General features: G+C 51.6%; 21 protein-coding genes and 1 pseudogene. 9 read left to right on the forward strand and 13 right to left on the reverse strand.

The features are described from left to right. Positions 1-106 precede the first annotated feature (106 nt). A complete protein-coding gene (locus ACR3FE_RS25980) occupies positions 107-958 on the reverse strand; it encodes a geranylgeranylglycerol-phosphate geranylgeranyltransferase (protein WP_458210741.1) in 852 nt (283 codons plus the stop codon). A gap of 244 nt (positions 959-1202) precedes the next feature. Between ACR3FE_RS25980 and ACR3FE_RS25985 the strand changes: the two genes are divergently transcribed. From ACR3FE_RS25985 to ACR3FE_RS25995, 3 genes are all read left to right on the forward strand, one after another. Further along, positions 1203-1526 carry a helix-turn-helix domain-containing protein gene (locus ACR3FE_RS25985; RefSeq protein ID WP_458210766.1) on the forward strand — a complete coding sequence of 108 codons (324 nt, stop codon included), beginning with the start codon at positions 1203-1205 and terminating at the stop codon, positions 1524-1526. A 167-nt stretch (positions 1527-1693) separates the two neighbouring features. Continuing rightward, complete coding sequence (locus tag ACR3FE_RS25990) at positions 1694-2536, forward strand: ParA family protein (protein ID WP_458210742.1); 843 nt, start codon at positions 1694-1696, stop codon at positions 2534-2536. Continuing rightward, the gene (locus ACR3FE_RS25995; protein ID WP_458210743.1) at positions 2533-2922 is read left to right on the forward strand and encodes a DUF8115 family protein; all 390 of its coding nucleotides are present in this window, start codon (positions 2533-2535) and stop codon (positions 2920-2922) included. The genes ACR3FE_RS25990 and ACR3FE_RS25995 overlap by 4 nt, the downstream gene beginning before the upstream one ends. A 1207-nt stretch (positions 2923-4129) precedes the next feature. On the opposite strand, the gene ACR3FE_RS26000 is transcribed toward ACR3FE_RS25995, so the two are convergent. The 4 genes from ACR3FE_RS26000 to ACR3FE_RS26015 all read right to left on the reverse strand — a co-directional run bounded on the left by ACR3FE_RS26000 (position 4130) and on the right by ACR3FE_RS26015 (position 7209). Then, entirely contained in the window at positions 4130-5377 is a 1248-nt protein-coding gene (locus ACR3FE_RS26000) for an orc1/cdc6 family replication initiation protein (RefSeq protein WP_458210744.1), read from the reverse strand. 572 nt (positions 5378-5949) lie between these two features. Then, positions 5950-6402: a type II toxin-antitoxin system VapC family toxin gene (locus tag ACR3FE_RS26005; protein ID WP_458210745.1), complete on the reverse strand. Its 453-nt coding sequence runs from the start codon at positions 6400-6402 to the stop codon at positions 5950-5952. A gap of 6 nt (positions 6403-6408) precedes the next feature. Continuing rightward, positions 6409-6612 (reverse strand): hypothetical protein, encoded by a 204-nt coding sequence (locus ACR3FE_RS26010; RefSeq protein WP_458210746.1) that lies wholly within the window; start codon positions 6610-6612, stop codon positions 6409-6411. 177 nt (positions 6613-6789) lie between these two features. Further along, entirely contained in the window at positions 6790-7209 is a 420-nt protein-coding gene (locus ACR3FE_RS26015; RefSeq protein WP_458210747.1) for a hypothetical protein, read from the reverse strand. Positions 7210-7358: 149 nt separating this feature from the next. Here ACR3FE_RS26015 and ACR3FE_RS26020 point away from each other — a divergent pair, with 149 nt between their 5' ends. Both ACR3FE_RS26020 and ACR3FE_RS26025 read left to right on the forward strand, forming a co-directional pair. Further along, entirely contained in the window at positions 7359-7595 is a 237-nt protein-coding gene (locus ACR3FE_RS26020; RefSeq protein ID WP_458210748.1) for a type 1 periplasmic-binding domain-containing protein, read from the forward strand. A 163-nt stretch (positions 7596-7758) separates the two neighbouring features. Beyond that, on the forward strand, positions 7759-7929 hold the full coding sequence (locus ACR3FE_RS26025) for a glycine zipper domain-containing protein (RefSeq protein WP_458210749.1): 171 nt from the start codon (positions 7759-7761) through the stop codon (positions 7927-7929). Between the two features lie 113 nt (positions 7930-8042). On the opposite strand, the gene ACR3FE_RS26030 is transcribed toward ACR3FE_RS26025, so the two are convergent. Further along, positions 8043-8438: a HalOD1 output domain-containing protein gene (locus ACR3FE_RS26030; RefSeq protein ID WP_458210750.1), complete on the reverse strand. Its 396-nt coding sequence runs from the start codon at positions 8436-8438 to the stop codon at positions 8043-8045. 805 nt (positions 8439-9243) lie between these two features. On the opposite strand from ACR3FE_RS26030, the gene ACR3FE_RS26035 reads away from it, so the two are divergent. The 3 genes and pseudogenes from ACR3FE_RS26035 (at position 9244) to ACR3FE_RS26045 (ending at position 12271) form a co-directional block, all read left to right on the forward strand. Beyond that, positions 9244-9915, forward strand: a complete 672-nt coding sequence (locus ACR3FE_RS26035; RefSeq protein ID WP_458210751.1) for a P-loop NTPase family protein — start codon at positions 9244-9246, stop codon at positions 9913-9915. Beyond that, on the forward strand, positions 9902-10174 hold the full coding sequence (locus ACR3FE_RS26040) for a DUF8156 family protein (RefSeq protein ID WP_458210752.1): 273 nt from the start codon (positions 9902-9904) through the stop codon (positions 10172-10174). Before ACR3FE_RS26035 ends, ACR3FE_RS26040 begins: the two co-directional genes overlap by 14 nt. 4 nt (positions 10175-10178) lie before the next feature. Next, a pseudogene (locus ACR3FE_RS26045) lies at positions 10179-12271 on the forward strand (type B DNA-directed DNA polymerase). A 390-nt stretch (positions 12272-12661) separates the two neighbouring features. On the opposite strand, the gene ACR3FE_RS26050 reads toward ACR3FE_RS26045, so the two are convergent. The 7 genes from ACR3FE_RS26050 to ACR3FE_RS26080 form a co-directional block, all read right to left on the reverse strand. After that, entirely contained in the window at positions 12662-13216 is a 555-nt protein-coding gene (locus ACR3FE_RS26050; protein ID WP_458210753.1) for a dihydrofolate reductase family protein, read from the reverse strand. A 300-nt stretch (positions 13217-13516) separates the two neighbouring features. Continuing rightward, positions 13517-14059, reverse strand: coding sequence for a putative phosphothreonine lyase domain-containing protein (locus ACR3FE_RS26055; RefSeq protein WP_458210754.1), 543 nt, complete (start codon positions 14057-14059; stop codon positions 13517-13519). 454 nt (positions 14060-14513) lie between these two features. Next, the gene (locus tag ACR3FE_RS26060) at positions 14514-15317 is read right to left on the reverse strand and encodes a hypothetical protein (RefSeq protein WP_458210755.1); all 804 of its coding nucleotides are present in this window, start codon (positions 15315-15317) and stop codon (positions 14514-14516) included. Then, complete coding sequence (locus tag ACR3FE_RS26065) at positions 15310-15702, reverse strand: hypothetical protein (RefSeq protein ID WP_458210756.1); 393 nt, start codon at positions 15700-15702, stop codon at positions 15310-15312. Before ACR3FE_RS26065 ends, ACR3FE_RS26060 begins: the two co-directional genes overlap by 8 nt. Then, entirely contained in the window at positions 15699-16031 is a 333-nt protein-coding gene (locus tag ACR3FE_RS26070) for a hypothetical protein (protein WP_458210757.1), read from the reverse strand. Before ACR3FE_RS26070 ends, ACR3FE_RS26065 begins: the two co-directional genes overlap by 4 nt. Continuing rightward, complete coding sequence (locus tag ACR3FE_RS26075; RefSeq protein WP_458210758.1) at positions 16028-16408, reverse strand: hypothetical protein; 381 nt, start codon at positions 16406-16408, stop codon at positions 16028-16030. Before ACR3FE_RS26075 ends, ACR3FE_RS26070 begins: the two co-directional genes overlap by 4 nt. Before the next feature lie 56 nt (positions 16409-16464). Then, positions 16465-16959, reverse strand: coding sequence for a hypothetical protein (locus ACR3FE_RS26080; RefSeq protein ID WP_458210759.1), 495 nt, complete (start codon positions 16957-16959; stop codon positions 16465-16467). A gap of 241 nt (positions 16960-17200) precedes the next feature. Between ACR3FE_RS26080 and ACR3FE_RS26085 the strand changes: the two genes are divergently transcribed. After that, positions 17201-17482: an ArsR family transcriptional regulator gene (locus tag ACR3FE_RS26085; RefSeq protein ID WP_458210761.1), complete on the forward strand. Its 282-nt coding sequence runs from the start codon at positions 17201-17203 to the stop codon at positions 17480-17482. Positions 17483-17783: the final 301 nt, after the last annotated feature.

The following is a 17783-nucleotide window of genomic DNA, read 5'->3' on the forward strand; positions in this document are numbered from 1 at the left end:
CCATCTATGAAATTTAACTCGATGAGAAATACCTATTTCATTTTAGTTCAAGACCAACATTTGAGTTGTTTCGGTAAGCTCAACGATGAACCCGAGACCACCGCTCTCACATTAGGAGGGTAATTCGTCCGCCGATAAATGCCACAGCTGAGATGTACATTGCATATTTAAGGATTGACTGTCCTACCGACGGATCGTCGAAGCTCAAGTATCCAGCATAAATAGTCACAAGAATCGCTGGTGTCACTAACACGAGATACGCGATTCCAAATATCCCAAGAAGGTACGGAACAGGGCTTGCAAGCACCGCGATGAGTAAAACCCCGATGGCGATCAATAACGAAGGCCGAGATCCGATAGTAATTGGCAGTGTTTTCAAGCCTTCTTCGCGATCACCCTCAATATCTTCGATGTCTTTGATTAGCTCTCGAGCAAACGTCGATAGCGCTGCTAAGAGGAATAACACGATGACTGGCGTATTTACTTGGCCAACAGCCGCCGCACCGAAGAGAAACGTACTCCCACCAAGGTAGCTCACGAGCAGGTTTCCGATGCCGGGCAAACCCTTAAAAAACTCCGTATACATGACGAGGGCGACAAGGTTCCCAACTGCAATCAATGTCGCTAACAATGGAAGTAGGAAGGCAAGCGCTCCAGCAATAATAAACAGAACGAGGCTGAAGATGAGGACTGTTCTGGGGGCGACTGCACCACGAGGGATCGGTCGCTCAGGATCGTTGATTCGGTCGATTTTGCGGTCGAAGTAGTCGTTGATGGCCATTCCTGCACCGGTTGCAAGGATCGTTGTGATGATTGCTGCACCAACTGCCCCGCTATTACTGAAGATAGCGGTCCCTTGAGCAACGAATGCGCCGATGAACGTCAAGACTCCAGCTGCAATAGCATTCCCTGGTCGGGTGAGTTCTAAGAGTCCTTGAACGCGGTCGGCATGGGACACACCTGCGATTTGCTGTGGCCTTCCAATAAAGAGTACGAATTATGTATCGTCAAAATCGGAATGGAACGGTGTTTAAGCACGATTCGGTCGGTGTGTGAGAAAGACCTATTGTCAATCACTAGTCTCTTCATATATGAAGACAGAAAGTAGTGAGTTGACAGAAGGGACAGTACTCCCAGATGAACGTGTAGCGAGATTCGAGCAACTACTGGATGAAAAATCCGAGTTGGAACTCACGGAGATGATGGCCACGGTCTGTGGAGTCCATAAAGCATCATTCCGTGTATATCTGACCGTACTTGATTATCCACATAGTACAATCGCTGAAATCGCTGAAATTCTCGACCGTGATCAGAGTACGATCGGGAAGCAACTGCAACCGCTGTATGAACAGGAGTTGGTCACTCGGTATCCACACACTGTCAGTAGTGGTGGGGTCCAGTATTTGCATATCGCTCAACCTCTCGCAGAAACCACGGAGTGGCTACAGCAGAAGCTAGACACTTGGACAGATGTGGTAGTGGCCCAACTTTCGCAACTCGGTGTGAACGAGTCCAGTGTCTGCTAAGCAGTACAGTACGATAGATGGAGAGAGGAGACCACTGTTCACCAAATAGAGAATTCAATAGGAATAGCCATATTATAGGCTATAGGAATAAGAATAGACTATATTATATGATTAGCCATATGTCTGACGCAGTTTTATGCCTATAGGATATGCAATAGGCAAATAGGATGCCGAATACAATGCGTATTGCGTCGTTCCTTGACAAAGGAGGAGTCGGAAAGACGACCACTGTTGCTCATTTTGGCGTTGCTCTCGAAGAGGATGGGTTTGACGTCCTCCTTATCGATCTCGCCGGGAAACAGGGCGACCTCGCAAAGCACTTTGGTCTTTGGGACGAGGTACAAGCGAACGAGGAGAATTGGCCGAACATCACGACCGTGTTCCAAGATGAATGGAATATCATCGCCAAACAAATTGACGACGCTGTTGATCAACTTGTTCTCGAAACTGGAGAGGGTCCTGATATGATCCCGGCACACGAGGGACTTGACGGGCTAGATAGTATGCTCGGAAACATCGATGATACGCAGGAACGATACTCTCGCCTCGACACGTTCCTCACCGAGTTCATCGATGGCCACTACGACATCGTGCTTCTCGATTTACCAGGAAGCACATCCAACATCACCTATAATGGACTGTGGGCCGCAAAGAACGTACTCGCACCTGTGAAAGCAGGACCGTTCGAGGAGGGCCAAGCGGCACAATTACGCGACGATCTAAACGAAATCCGAGAAGAGCAAGATACAGACATTCAGCTGACGATGCTCATTCTCAACGAACTTGATGAACGTACGAATGCTGGTAAGCATTTCAAGCAGACGTTCACCGAGAACTATCCGGATGCGATTGCTCCTCGGCAGGTCAATTATTCGCAAGATATCGTGAATGCACAGATAGACGGCCAAACAGCGTTTGCACTCGAAGAACCATCAAAGACGGCCACTCGTGCGTTAGAAGCGTATCGAGAAAATGCAACTGAACTCGTCACTCGACTGGAGGAACAATGAGCGAAGATGTCGATCTTGAGGAACTCAAACAAAAGACGCAGGTCGGGAATCGGAACCAAGAATCAGCGAAACAATCAGAATCAAAATCGTTCCGTGAAGATATTCTCGCAGTGCTCTCTGAGATTGAGAATGGAGATCGACAGAAGACAGTCTCGTTCTGGGATGGCGATACAGCAGCCCTTATTTCTGCACTCGAATCAAATCCCGAGATTCAACAGGACGTCGGGTCACGATTGCAAGAAGAACTTGGACGAGAGATCAATGAGGAAGCGGTAGATCGAAGTGAAGTGCTCCGACTAGCGATTCGAGCGGGGCTTCAACGAGCGGCACCAGATATTGTTGAAACGTGGTTAGACGCCAAAGCAGAGTCTGCACGACGCCTATAGGAAATCCCATATTATTTCCTATATTCAATCATATTGAGTGAGTTATAAATATAATGGCAGGTATTAGTATAGGATTTGCTATAGGAGATACAGTAGTAGAAACTAGAGGGTGTTGTTTAAGAAACGACGGTGAACGAGTATGGATATAGGTTATCCTATAGCTACATAATGCGAGAAATATCCCTCCCCGATAACCCATAGAATCTACCAGAGGAACACAGATTGACTTAGCTATAGAATACGCGATAGGAATAGCTATGGCTAAAGCTATAGGATTTACAATAGGCGAGTGGGAACCACTCCGCTAGAATGAGATTGATCAAAGCTCAATGAGAGAACCGTAAGTTAGTATAAGATACTAACAACAGTTCTGTCTAGCCAAACACGACCAACTAGGAGAACAAGGCGAAAGATGCGGGGGATTTCTGTTCGGTACGTTCATCCGCGTACATTTCGAAGACGTGTCGCTCTTGCAAGCACGTCGGGTATCGGCCTCGGCAAGCCAAATATACGAGCAAGGACTCGGAGTGCGAACATCGCATGTCGTGTAGACCCACGGGAGAGCCTGCCATGGAAGCAGGCAGGCGTAGTGACACGGCTACGACTCAGGGTGGACAGGCGAGACACCCCCGAAGATAACATTCACAACATTTCGAGAGTCGGAACCCCTGCCAGCGTGCCCGAGACGCGGTCTCGTGAGCAAACCAGAGCTGTTGGTTCTGGTGACGATGACGACCTGGCATCCCTACCGTGTCGGAATCCCCCGTCGTTTATCACGGGATGACATCACAGGAATGCATACTTGCAGAGCTATAGAATACGCCATAGAAGAAACAATAGGAAGGAATATGGCTGTAGCTATAGGATTTCACATAGGCAAGTCAGAATCCCTCAGATGGGTAAGAGTACCGATTGAAGACCAATGAGGGAATTACAATATTGGGATAATATACTAACTACAATAACGTCTTCCCAATACGACCGATGAGAGGATATGCATGAATTGGCAGAGACTACTTGGATAATCCGTCTTAAAACGGTTCTAAAAATTGTATGGAACAGACGGGCCTCCACTAATAAGAATTATTCTAATCCACCGCCGGCACTGACCACCCGTAGGTTAATTGAGCTATTGTTCCCCCGACACGCCCGTCGTAGAGTGTTCAAAGAAATGTACCAGCTGTCGAGTATCAGAATGTCCAGAATACTATGAATCGTCGATAAGCCCCTGCTGAGTTGCCCGATTACGGAGTGCCGATAGGTCGAGATCTTGTGTAACAAACAAATTTTCAAGCGTGTTCAACGCCGCTTCAAGTGGGACATCGAGTCGATATTCGTAGTATATGCCTCCTCCTCGCCCTTCATTTCGTTTGTTACGGTGGAGAATACCGAGCATTGAAAGCTCGGCAAGATGGTTATGGAATGCACGACCACCAAGGGAATCACCCCCCGCGATATCTGCAAGCTCAGAATAGCGGTCGAAGAGTGGTTGTTTGGTCGCAGGGATCATTTTTGGATTGTTGATTGTCATTGAAACAACCGCAAAAAGAACTAGATGGCCGTGCGAAGTGAGATTCTGCATACTCTCTTCGATCCGCTGTTTTTCGAGAAGTTTTCGCGCTTCACGAACATGCGATTCGCCAACTGTAGCATCGCTTTGTCGTCGCGCAAAATCACCTGCTTCGAGTAAAAGATCCAGTGCTTGTCGAGCGCTCCCTTTATCCTGAGCTGCATATGCACTACAGAGTTCGAGAACGCCATCTCCTAAAACATCGGGTTTAAATGCCAGTTTAGAACGTCGTGAGAGGATATTTTTAAGCTCGGTAGCGTTATACGGTGAGAAATGGATTTCTCGTTCACAAAGAGTATCCTCAACTCGTGGGTCAAGCTTCTCTCGGAATTTGAAGTCGTTACTGATACCAATGATACCAACACGGGAACTATCGAGTTTCCCGTTACTACGTGCTCGTGGTAATTGGTAGAGAATGCTATCGTCTTCTCCAATATAATCGACTTCGTCAAAAACAATAATAACGCTCCCTCCAAGTTCGTCAAGCTCCGTCCATAGCATCGAATACACGGCGTCGAGTGGATGACCAGTTTTGCTTATTTGACTCCCGTTTGGTCGGAGTCGGTTGACAAGTGCAATAGCAACACGATAACTGGATGTGAGATCTTCACAGTTGATGTAAATCGTCTCGATGTTCAGATCGTCGTAGCTTTCTGCGTCTTGTTCGAGATGATGAAGAAGATACTTTGTCGTTGCTGTCTTCCCTACTCCAGTTTTTCCGTATAAGAAGATGTTTCGCGGTTGCGCACCGTTGATGACGGGTTGGAGATATCCTTTGTATTGATCTAGTTCTTCATCACGCTCTTCTAATGACTGTGGTTGGTAATCTTCGTGGAGAACGTTTTCATCCTCGAAGATTTCCTCAGAGCGTTCAAAGAGAGCCATGAACTAACCATTGAGAACATCTATTATAAAACCACGGGTGAAAACGTTTCATTTGATGCAGTCGTTTCTCTCGTTCATACGGAGGGAGACACACACCACTTATTCATTCGTTCTCTCTCTAAGAGTGTCTAGGAGAAACGATTGCATTAGTGGTGTCTTACACTCACTCTCGTCTGTCGATTTCCGATATGTATTTATTACAGATCGGATTTTTGTTGTGCTTCTGAACTTGGTGGGTATGGTTTCGCCGAACGTTTGAATCAGTGGTGTCTCTCTGTAGTGCAACGTTTGAATGGATGGTGTGGCAGTCGAACTATGACTATGTCGCTACAATATCGCTTAGTAGTCGTCCTTTGTTTGGTCGAACGTTTGAATGGGTGGTGTCTCTGCCTTGATCCACGTCTCAAACAAAGATCGAGTAGAAATCATTGAACGAACTTCGAATAACTGCTAACGTTTGAATGTAGGGGGTGTCCATAGTTTGGCCATCACAGTGAGACTTAGTGAGAAACGTTTGAATGGGTGGTGGGGGTCCACCTGATGGTATCGGGATATTCTACTAATTTCGACGGTCACTGGGCGTCATCTGTCGTAGGATTGATCGCTGGAAGCTCCTTTGATTGTGCGACGTCAACGAGCTTCTTGTCCGCACAAACAAACGTGAGATCTTCTACGTTAGTCGCCAGCGCACGTGCAGCTGAGAGTTGAAGACTATCGAGTGTTCGAAGATCGTCTTCAAGAATGAGCTCAAACGCATAGTCAAACAGCTGTTCGTCCAGAGGAACGATCTGGAAATCTGCAAGGGCTTCGTCGAAAAACGCTGCAAGGAGTGAATCCACCTCCTCGCGAGAAATTGAGTCTCGATTCTGCTTTCGACGAAACGCAGAGACTGTTTCGATGACTGCGAGTGAGGTGATGAGGATGTTATTCTCGGCAGGTTCGATTATCGTGTCGACCACGTCTGTCCCTTGTTCGTCGTAGTAACGCTTCACGAGGGCAGAGGTGTCGAAAAAGTATGACGGCATTCGTAGTTAGAGACGTTCGTCGCGGTCTTCAGAAACGAGATCAGAGACGGGCTTTCCTGCTGCTACTCGCTCTCGCGCTTCCTTTAGATCATCAGGTGCCTGATGGTCGGCGAGGAATGCTTTCATTCGGGCTTCGAGCGGCGTGTGCTGCGACTGCTTGAGCAGTTCTCGGCCCATATTTTCCAGATTCTTTTTCGCAGCGTCACTCATACCCATTAGTCGTTTCTCAATCGGTATACCGTTTACGTCTATTGCTCGGGAAGAGTACGGAAGCTCTCTCCGGGTTACTCCTATGAACGTTTTCTCTGGTGTGTTCTCGAAAGGTGTTGTATGTCGTGCTCGAAGAGGTGTGATTAGCATAAACTACTAACCAATACACGTTCAATCTCAGACCTGCTCTTTCCGAATCGTCACGATATCTGCCGCCACTCGTTTGGATCCTTCTGTTGCAATCACGAGTATATTCGGCGCTGGTGTGCAGGGCGCTCGATCACCGACGTGAAACCCTGCATCTGCAGCGCCGGGGAGTTGCACCTGGTACCCATTGCCCGCAATTTGCAGTGAAGCGTTTGCGACTCGATGGATCGAGACAGTGTCGAGCGCGGCTGAGGTCGCGAGTTCGACGATATTCTCGTCTGTGATGCGGTCGATGTCGACGACGAGCAGGAGGCCGTCGAAAGCAAATACGCGGATGTTTGCGAGACGGGTCGGCTCGTCGTCAGTCTCTTCAACGAGTCCAGCGGCTCGGGCAGGCTTTGTGACCTGGAGAGCAAGGCCATCGCCGGATCGTTTGATTTTGTTGGGCATTGTGGTTAGTATGAGATACTAACCCATGAGTGTTCACCTTGGGAGATGCGCTCTCGACTCGGCGTTGGTGGTGAGAAGTGTGGGGTATCCATCCTTCCAGGTGGTATCCTGTGTACTTACCTGTACAGCTCTCAAATCCAGAGATAGCAATGAGTTCGAATGGGACGTCGCCACTCACCCCACTCGCGCAGGATGCGCTCGACGCCCTCGCGACAGCACTTCCGGACGCGGGAGAGCTCACGTACGAGCAAGCGTATGCAATTCTCAACGACGAAGAGGATCTTGAGCGCCCTGCTGCCGAGGATATCATCGAACGGCTGCACGATAAGGGCCATATTTACGAGGTTGAAGGGAAGCTCCGGTTGACTGATTACGGGGCTGAATAGTGGGAACGCCCTTGTCAGTGACCTCTAATGCGATTAATATGTTGTGTAGTGCAAAATCACTTTTCTGGCTCTGTTGAAATCCTCAGCTGCGAACATGATTGGGGAGAAGTACTCGCTAAGTACAGAACATACAGTTATAGTCTGAGAATCCGATGTGCGAGGTATGTCTGAAGTATGTAACGGTGGAATGAATCGTAGTAAGATGGGAATGGGGCTGGCACTTGGAGTTGGAGCTGGTGCGGCACTTGGCGTCGCAATGGATAATTTGCCAATCGGAATTTCAATGGGGATTGCCATCGGTGTCGCCTTTGGTATCGCATTATCTGACAGCTGATTCACCTGTATCCCGCTCCCGATTTTTCTGAACCATTCGCAACCCCATTTACCGGCTGTATCAGTGCGGAAAGTATCGAACTAATAGGATTTCAACAGAGCCACTTTTCTTGATTACCTAGGCGGGCATGGGTTTTCACCAGCATCACGTCGTGTTCCGAGCGGTTCGTAGATGAGGACGGTGTTGTTACTCCGAACAGTGACGAGATAGTCCTCGACTGTGAATCGCACCTCAACGTCGCTCTTTTTCGATGCACTTGCTTCGATGATGTCTTCGAGCGCATCTGGGTCCACGTATTCGTACAGCGAGAGCTTAGTCTGGCCACCTGCAGGCTCGATCACATCAATGAGTGCTTCAACGACACTCGTAATGAGCTCTGAAGTCGGTGAGTCGAGGTCAATCGTCTCAGATGCGACTAGTGCATACTGCGGTGGTGGGCTCGGTCCGGAGTGCTCTGTGGTGGAACCGAACCAACTAGTCGTTTTCGTTCTCATTGTGTCGCTGTTCATACTTTCTGTTAGCTCTCCAGAACCTTGAGTAACGGCCGCTTACCGCAGAATTCACTGGGTTGAAAGAAAGAGACGCTAAAAATTGAGTTCGATACACATAGATCGGTTATTTGAACGAATCATATAATAAAATCAAGCTATGTCTGACGAACTTATTTTATCCTTCGGATCATTGGTGAAGATACGCTCTCACACTGCCTAGTACGACGCCATCGTCTGGCGCCATCACCCGACAATGGCTCGTGCTTGGGTGTGGGGGTTACCTCTCCCTTTCCCCCGCTGTCCGTTCCGATACGTGAGTGCATCTATTGTTCAGTGATTTCCCTGTCGAGAAGTCGGGTTTCGGAAACCCGAATCGGAAACGGATGGAACGTATCGAGTTCTGCTGGTGCTGTCAAGCATCTCGGATGATAACTGACTGAGATAGATTCGTGCACAATGCCGTCAGTATCGGAGGTTTTTCGCCCTCAACAACCCCTTGGAACTGCCCGTATAGGTCGAATGAAATTCACCACCACTTCATCAATCAATTCATTCGACATCATCTCGCCCTCATCGAGATTTTGCGGAGAAGTTGTGGGACTCTGATTGGCCAACTAGTCCGAAATATCCCGAGTTTCCGCCGGGCTTCTATTGGTGAAGTGAATCCATCTCTCCCACCAATTACAGAGAGTGCGTTCTCGCATTGCTGTGGCGTCCTACATGGTGGTAACTCGCCCTGGTTGACGTCGGTCGTTCCTGTATCGGAATATTCGGAAGCGACCCTGGCGTGCCTTTCTGATACCCCGGTGAAATATTATCTGTGATGCGCCAAACACCACCAGAACTCCCGTCACTGGATCCGGGAATTACATTGCTCGAAACCGAGGAGCGCATGACTGGGTCACTCCAGTCGCTCGTCCTCGACCAGCTACTCCTCGATCAGGGGTCGGCCATCTGGATCGATGCTCACGGGCACGGAACAACACACCCGCTGACGCGAATTACGCCATCGATGCGTGTCCTCGACCGGATTCACATTGCTCGGGCGTTCACCCCGTGGCAACACCAGAGTCTCGTAGGGGATCTTGCTAGAGAGCTTACGGACGAGACGACGATTGCAGTCCTTCCGGCTCTTGACTGGTTCTACCGGTCGGAGGATCTTCCGCGTGGTGACGACGAGCGAATGCTCTCGGCTGTGACCGAGCAGATCAATGCGCTTGCCGAACGGTTTGAGATTCCAGTGCTGTTAACGTTACAGACGGACGATACGCTCACAGCACCGATTCATGAAATTGCTGATCAGACGATTCGGTGTGAACAGACCAAATTCGGCCCACGGTTTGCAGGCGAGGAGTACGAAACCTTGATCTACCCACTGGAAAATGGATTGGTGCAAACGACACTCGCATATTGGAAGCGTATTCTAGCGAATCGGCATCCGGCGATGGTTGATGCTGACGTTTCACCGGAGGTGAGTGTGAATGGGGCGTACTAACACAACGTATCGTGATTTACTCCGGGCGATGGAGTCGCGGTGGCAGGAGTATCGGCGGGCACTCCGATACGATGACCAGGGCGTCTTTGATCGACTCTTCGAGTATGCCCGCGCCCATGCTGATGCGAGTGGGGTTCAGAACCACCAGTTCGTCGAGATTCCAGCGCTAATTTCGATGGTGATCGAGCAACAAAAGCAGATCGAAGACCTGGAAGATCGGCTCGATCACGTAGAGGACGACTTAAACGGTCAGGGATGAGGTCATGGTGTACAAAATCGACTACGTCGATGGTGACGTGCTCAAATGGTCGCTGATTGAGACGGGAGTGGAGTGTGAAGTCGATGAGTCGTATACGCCGACGATCTACGTGTCGGTGCATGGTGACGGCGATTTTTCCACGGCCAGTGCTGCCCTTCGTGACCATCCCGCCGTTGTTCGGGTTGCCGTGGTTGATGAACGTGTGAGTTTTCGCCACGATCCGGAACAAGTGCTCCGAGTGGATGTGGTCGATCTCAAGGCGGTGAATTCGGTGGCACGGATAGTGAGCAAGTGGGGCTCGCCCGGTGAGTATCGCTGCTACAACGTCGATTTCTCGCGGGAGTTCCGGTACTGCCTCGAAGAGGAGATCGACCCACTGCCGACCCACGAACTCTCGAAGATGCGGATTGCTGTACCGGAGACGGAACTAGTGAGTGAGAGAGTCACAGAACTCACGATTGACGACGAGAAGGTGACTGGGTGTGGCGAAGACGTGTTAACCACATTGTCGGCCCGTGTTGAGCGTGTTGACCCTGACGTTCTCTTCTTGAATACGAGCGACCTCATTCCCGTTCTCTTCCAGCAGGCCGATCGACTCGACGTAGAGTTCAAGCTTGGACGACGTCCGGGGTGGCAGCAGTTGGCGGGCGAATCAACGTACGAAAGCTACGGGCAAGTCGGGCATTCACCGGCACGCTACAACCTCCCTGGACGGGTGATCATCGACGGCTCGAATACGTTCATGTGGAATCAGACGAATCTCGATGGCTGTCTGTATCTCGTTGAGCAGTCGGGCAAGCCACTGCAGGAGTTGGCGTGGTCGTCGATTGGGAACATCTTGACTGGGATTCAGATACAGGAAGCCCGTGAACGGGATGTTTTGGTTCCATGGCGTTCGTGGCGACACGAGAAATTCAAAACGATGCGCCAACTCCACGATGCCGACCGGGGTGGGTTCACCTTTGCACCGGACGTCGGGTTGCACGAGGACGTTCACGAACTCGACTTCTCGTCGCTGTATCCGAATATCATCGTCACGCGGAACGTGAGCCCCGAGAAGATTCGGTGTGAGTGCCACGCTGAGCGGGAGGATGTGCCGGGCATCGGCTATTCGATTTGTGACGAGCGGGGGTATCTTCCCGACGTGCTTGAGCCGTTGATCGAGGATCGCGATGCGATTAAAGCCGAGATTCGAGTGACGGAGGACGAGGATCGTCGCGATGAGTTGGAAGGCCAATCGAGTGCGATCAAGTGGATTTTGGTGTCCTGTTTCGGCTACCAGGGGTTTTCGAACGCGAAGTTTGGTCGGATCGAGTGCCACGAGGCAATCAACGCGTTTGCTCGGGAGATTCTGTTGGAGACGAAGGCAGTGCTCGAAGAGCATGGGTGGTGCATGGTATCGTCGATAGCGTGTGGGTGACGCCGATCGAAGATGAGGAGCAAACGTCATTGTCCGAGCTTGTCTCGAAGATTTCTGAAGAGGTGGCGATTCGGCTTGAGTATGAAGCTCACTACGACTGGGTTGCATTTGTGCCGTTACGTGATTCAGATGCTGGTGCGTTGACGAAGTACTTCGGGAAGGTGGCTGGTGAAGATGAGTACAAGTATCGAGGGATCGAATGCCGCCAGCGGAGTACGCCATCGTATATCGACGAAGCGCAGAAAGCGTTGATTCGAGCGGTGGATGAGTATCGTGATCCAGAAGCGGTTTGTGAGGAACTGCGGTCATGGGTTGATCGCTTGGAGCGTGGGGCGGTCGATTCGAGTGAGTTGGTGATTACGAACTGCGTTTCGAAGAAGAAGGAGGACTACACGCAATCGACGCGGAGTGTGGCGGCACTGAAGCGGGCGGCTGAGTTGGGGTTGGGACGTGCCCCTGGTCAGTGTGTGTCGTATGTGGTGGTCGACGATGACAAGTGTTCGCGAGAGCGGGTGAGGTTGGCGAGTGAGGAGTCAAACGAGTACGATGTCGGGTTCTATCGAGAGTTGTTGGTGCGGGCGGCAGCGAGTGTGTTGTCGCCTTTGGGATGGCGTGAGCAACGTATTGCGCAATTCCTTTCGAGTCATGACGAAATCAGCCTCAAATCGTATCTCTAACGATACTCATTTCGAGGATGAGTTGGAGGTAATAGTATGAACATTTCGACTAGCGGGCTAGTGAAATTTCTCCTGATTTTCAGTCTCGTCGGGAGCATTGTCAACGAGCAGAGGGTAGGCGCGTTGATCAGCCTCACCCTCCTCGTGCTCTGGTACGAGTGGCGAGAACACAGGCAAAAGAATGGCCAAGACGGATCTCAGAACAATCTCGAAAACGAGGGAGAACCGACTACGGACTCAGTTTGACCGCGATTAGATTGGACAACGAGAAATTGTAGTCTATCGATCTTCTACGTTCAATTCCCCCGCGTAGTTTACTGGTGAAGATAATCCGATCCGTTGATCTGACTGGGGGGTCTGTCCTGCTGTCTGTTTAGGGGGTCGGTTTGATCATCGGAGGCTGTAGTCGACGAGGACGGAGCCGTCCTCGAAACGCCGTGTCGTGTTGAGAGCAAGGTCGACTCGCGCTGCGTCGGGGAGGGCTCGGGTTCCCCCACCGACAATCGTCGGGACCAAGCGCAGTACATACCGGTCCACCAGACCTGCCCGGATGGCCTCGGAAGCCAGACCGGGACCACTGATGGACAGGTCGCAGTCGGCTTGGTCTTTCATGGCCTGTACGACTTCGGGGTCGAACGTTTGCTCCAGACGGGTCCGCAGTTCCGGCACGGTATCCAAGGTGGTTGAATAGACGACCTTGTCGGTATCCCCCCACGCCTCGGCGAACTCGCGTTCTACCTCGGGGAGGTCGTCGAGGAGAAAGGTGTCCCACACCCGCATCGTCTCATACATGCGACGGCCGATAAGGGAGGTGTCGACCGATTGTTGGAAGTCGTTGAAGAAGGCATGCGCGTCCTCAGATGGCTCTGCCCAGTCGAAGTTGCCATTCTCGTCGGCGATGTAGCCGTCGAGTGATGAGTTGATGAAGTAGATGAGGTTGCCCATGGTATCCTCTTGGTCGTCGCGTCTATTCAATATAGACGACAGAAGGACCGGAACCCGATCAGATGGTATGTATCTACGTCGCGCATCTGCTCGAAGACAGCCACGAGGCCGGATGAGACCGGCGCTATGTGAACTAGGTCTATTTTTCCTGTAGATAACACTCTGCTGCATGCATCCTCTGTATTCAGACGGCGTTTGTGACAGCAGCTCGGCAACCCGCTGCACCGCTGCAAGATTCGGGGCGCAAGTCGGTCAGACGGGTTTCAAAAAGGATTGGTGAGGCGGTTCCTCAACGGGATTCTATTCGACGTATCTAGCAGGGGCTGAGAGGCCAAATTCGTCGGCTGTTCCCGCATCGATTCTCTTGGCGGTGTAGATATCGGGTTTGTAGTATAGTTCGTGTGTAACGTCGTGTTCGTCTCGAAGGTGTTCTCGGACGCGGGTGACATCGTGACGCTCGAAATAGTTGGGTGTGTAGACTGTGAGGATGTATTCGTCGTACATCGGCAGTTCCTCGTGTCCGAATGCAGTCATAGCTTTCACTGCCCAAATGATGCCTGCCTCAGCGTCAGCGAGGAGCTCAGGCCACAGCTGTTCGATGCGATCTGCTGACCCTGTCACTTGCCACTTGCCGATCGTTTTCTTCTGTTCGAGTGCTTCGCGATCAATCTCGTGAACGGCCTCGCTGTCTGCTGGTGGCAGATCATCAGATTCCACGTCTTCAGGCCGTGTAACATCGTGTTCGGAGAAATAGTCATCACCTCCAATTTTCGGTGAGTCACTTACGTCTCGACTACGGAGCCAATACGGTTCTGTCTCGGTGATTTCAAGCGGAGACTGCATGGTCAACTTCGGCTCAATATCGGGCGGGTTTGAACAACAATGCTTGCCATACAGAGTGAAAGTAAAACTAAATCTGTGGAGTTTGCTAGAATATCTATCGGGAGCGTTCAATAGAGCTGATGGATACGACCTCTCTATCTTGCGCGCCACTCATAACAGGTGATTAGTGGGTAATGTTCAACCGCTAGCTCGTCAGCTCGAAACACTTTGCCACGTTCCCAACCAAACCGTCCTCGACTGTCACTCGGGGGAATAGTCGATTACAACGTTGTAATAGAGGGGGATCGCGGAAGCGACCCCCTCCTTTTCGCAGAAAATGACGCAGAAAAAGACGCACTCCACCGTAATCAACCAACTACTACCACCATGTGTCACCGGCAGTGCGGTGTGAATCTCGTGTGGTGGTGCCGCCGAAATGGGGGTTCTGCGAACCCCCGTGATTACAACGCTATAATCAGCGTCCTCCGTTTCCTCCCGTGTTCGCTTCGTGAGCTCGCATCCATCCGGCCAAGTCGGGATGCGCGAACGTGATTTCGATGTGGTGACCACCGACGCCCATAGCGTCATCAACCGACAGCGTTCGAGATTCCTTGTAGGTCACACCGGGCACACGTTCGGCCATTTCCTCCATCACACGATAGCCATCGTTCTTGTACGCACAGCCATAGTGCGTCGCCACCTCTCGATAGCCCAATCGAGCAACCATCACGTCATTTGTCTTTGCGACGTTCTTGGCATGCTCGAGGACGTCGAGATACTTGTCCTCGACCTGCTGGCTCTCTGCGCGCTTCTCGCGGAAGTTCACGAGTTCAGTGTTCTGTTCCGAGCGTTGGACCGTCTCGAAGAGCTGGCGACCTGCATTGGTTGCTTCTGCGGCGAGATTCGGCGACTCATCGTCAACACTCTCTTCGGTCTCGTAATCCCGCACGAGGTTGATTATACGCGACACCGACGCTCGCACACGGGCGTTCTTTTCCTCTACGTCGGTGAGGTCGTCGATGTCCGCTTCTAGGGACTCGGTTGTGTCTTCGAGACTACCGAGCTGCTGGCGGTCTTGCGCACGCTCTTTCGCCGCCTCCTCGCGATAGTCTTCGAGCTCGTTGACTCGCTGTTCGAGGTCGTTGATTCGCTCGTCTTTCTCGGTGACTTCCTGCTCGAGATCGTCAACACGGTCAGTGAGCGACTGGACGTGCTTAGCGAGGTCGCTGATCGAGATATTCTCGAGAGTGGACGCTCCGGACGTGGTGGTGTTAGTCATTGGCAGGCACCTCCACTGCGACCGCAGTGTCCTCTGCTGGCGTCGAGAGACGCGGCAGGTGGGCGATGGTAGTGAGCGAACCGATACAACGGGTAGTCGTGTCAGTGGCGGTGTGGGTGTACTCGAGAACAGTCATGGCAGAATCGGGCTGACTGATGCAGTGGAAGGTGGCTTGTTGCAGGTCGTCCTGTGCCGTCGTGGTGATCGGTGGGACCGTCAGAACGAGATGCGGTCCACAGTGTGTCGGTGGGTTCGTTTCTTTGACCGTGCAAATCGTCCGTGGCAACTCTGTCGTCGTGATGCGAACGCAGTCATTCGGTGAGAGATGTTGAACGAGTGCCTCGGCATCGCGAGGGTTCAACGGCTTCGGAGCAATCCCACTCACGCTTGCTCACCTCCAGTCGGGTTGACGATGCACTCGACAGTTGCGTACGTGCGCAACCAAGCATACGAGCCGGAGGGGGTGCGTCCGTAATGATCCAGCTCGGTGTCGGTGTGTTCGATTGCGTCATAGTACCGGTACTGCAGCCGGTACAGATCGTTCGACGGTGTGGCGACGTACAGGACGTGCTCACCGGGTTCAGGGCCACGACAGGAGAGTGTGGGCTCCGAATGTTCACACTGATAGACGATGCCCGTGAGCGTGCGCTTCTTCGTGTGAATCTGAATCGGGTCTGTACACTCTAACGCGAGGACCACACGCTGATCGGTCATTGCTCGGCCTCCCGTTTCTGGCGCAGGCGCTGACAGAGTTGGCAGGGTGCATACTGGTCGTCTTGTGCCGCTGCACGCGTGCAATAGGCGAGTGGGTTGTCGGTATGCAGCGTACAGAGCGAGTGGTTGTCTGCGTCGAGTTCGTGATAGGCAAAGGCGTCGCCTGCAAGCTGATCGACGATGGCGACCGTCTCATCGGCAGGATAGGGGTCACCAGTAATGCGCTGGTCGCGTTCGGCGTCGGTGAGATTGCTTGTGAAGTGGCTGTCACAGTAATGGGAGTCGGTGATCTGCACTGCGTAGGTGCCACAGTGTGGACAGCGTTCGAATGTGTTCTCGATCTCCTCGGCGGTGATCGAGGTGGACGTGCGGGTCATTGCCCATCACCGCCGATAGCTAGCGCTCTCTGAGAAGGGCGTTCTGTGGGGGCCATTTACGCGTGCACCTCTGTTGTGGTGGTGTGGGTGGTGGCGTCGATGTCGTACAGCGTGGTGAGGATCCGTTGGTAGTGCCTGCGGGTTTCCGCGTGGGTTTCGCCCGGTGGTGTCGAGGGGAGTTGTGGATTGCCCGTTTTGGTGGTGGCGACCGAGCGGTAGGTGTCGGTGTCCTCGGGAATCTGGAAGCCTTCCTCACCGTAGTCGATCGAGCAGCGACGTTCGAAGAACCGTTGGCAGTCTTCGGTGGCGTAGATGCAGTACAGGTAGGGCGCTTGGCTGGTGGTCTTGGTTCGGGTTTGAAAGCCCACGCGGAGTTCGACAAGGTACGCACGGGTGATTGGCTCGTCGGTAGTGGGCGTGGGTTGGTCGGGGTCTTGTGTGGCAGTATAGGGTGTGGGTTCGAGGCGTTTGACGGGGTGGAAGGTTTTTGTGCCGAATTGGGCCTCGAGTGAGAGCAGCCCGCCGTTGGGTTTCTCGTCGTAGGACGCCATTAGTTGTGTCCTCCGAGAACGGGTGGTTGGTAGTCGATGCGTTTTTCTACGGCAGGGGTATTGCTAGTCATGCTTCGTGAAGGGCGAAGCGCGGTCGGTGTTCTAGCACCGGCCTTTTGAGGCAGTCCGCGCTTCGTAGCTATATCTACATTCTACACGCACTTATAATTGTGCATCTTGCACACCTATTCCGGATGGTTTAATAGACAATTCTAAGTGCCCATACGATGTCAGTATGCATATGGCGTTAGCACAACAAACATCTACCGAAATAATGGATGCTGACGATCTCACAAAAACTGATCGTGCTATCCTTGACTGTCTAAAACAAGGACGTAATGGCGACAAACCATGGGGAATCGCCACGAAAGGAAGGCTTGTGGATGAAACTGGATTTAGCAGAAATAGTGTCTACCAACGTCTGGAAATCCTCAAAGCAAATGATCACATCGAACTCGTACATGAACCTACGCGTGAATTCGCATTTGTAAGTGATCCTCGTGATAGTGAATCTCTTAAGTAGTCAGATCACTTTGCGATGTATCGTCAGTTAAATTCCTATAGAAACTGGGGTCATAGGACGGATGAAACGATCCGCAAAATTGTACATATCCATTGCGAGCGTCGTGTTTAATATGAGACTGCTGTTCGTGTGTTCTGCTCTACTGAACATTTTCGTCGAATCTATCTCGTATATATTTTCCAAACGCTCTTCTGTAGGAGATTGTTGATACAGTTCAGCTGTTGCTCTCGAATCGAAGAGGGCAAGGACACCGCGTTAGCGGTGTCCGACACGAATGATTCCGCTGGATGTGTTTGGTTCG

The organism is Haladaptatus rarus (assembly GCF_054177585.1).